The organism is Myxococcus sp. CA039A (genome assembly GCF_013336645.1).
Taxonomy (GTDB): domain Bacteria; phylum Myxococcota; class Myxococcia; order Myxococcales; family Myxococcaceae; genus Myxococcus; species Myxococcus llanfairpwllgwyngyllgogerychwyrndrobwllllantysiliogogogochensis.
Genome location: NZ_JABUMQ010000738.1, coordinates 1 through 598, shown reverse-complemented (window position 1 = coordinate 598; position 598 = coordinate 1). Strand labels below are relative to the sequence as shown.

General features: G+C 71.2%; 1 protein-coding gene. It reads right to left on the bottom strand.

All coding sequences use genetic code 11. From position 1 onward, the window contains the following. On the bottom strand, positions 1-598 hold a 598-nt coding region (locus tag HR086_RS47350; RefSeq protein ID WP_373564461.1), incomplete at both ends, for a YncE family protein.

The window sequence follows — 598 nt, the reverse complement described above, 5'->3', positions numbered from 1 at the left end:
CCCATACAGCGACCCACCGCCCCCAGGGCTCGAGCCAGAACCGGTGAGCGGATCCTCGCGCGCCCACAGCGTCGGCGAGTAGGCATGCTTGCCGTCCGGAGACACCACCACGTCCGACATCCCGCGAGGCCGGAAGGACACGCTCGTGGAGGGGAACGGAAACGGCTCGTCGTCGGCGAAGCTGTCGTCCGTGTTGGCCCGCGCGTACAGGTCCGTGCCCTCGCGCTGCATGCGCGGCTGGTGCGCGTCCGCCAGGTCCACCGTCACCAAATCGCTATGCCGGAAGAGGCTGACGAGCGCCCGTCGCCCATCGTCCACCAGGGCGATGCCGCGCGGCTCCTCGCCCACCGGCAGCTCCCAGCGGACCTCCAGCGAGCGCGTGTCCACCGCCATCAACGTGCCGTACGTGGTGGAGTCCAGCGCGGTGCTGTTCACCACGTAGAGCGTGTCGCCCTTCGGAGACACCGCCAGCCCCATGGGCTCCACGCCCACCGCCACGCGCGCCGCCTCGCTCCAGTCACCCCGGCGGATGACGGACACGCTGCGCTCGGCCCGGTTGGAGACGTAGACGGTGTCGTCCGGCCCCACCACCACGCGC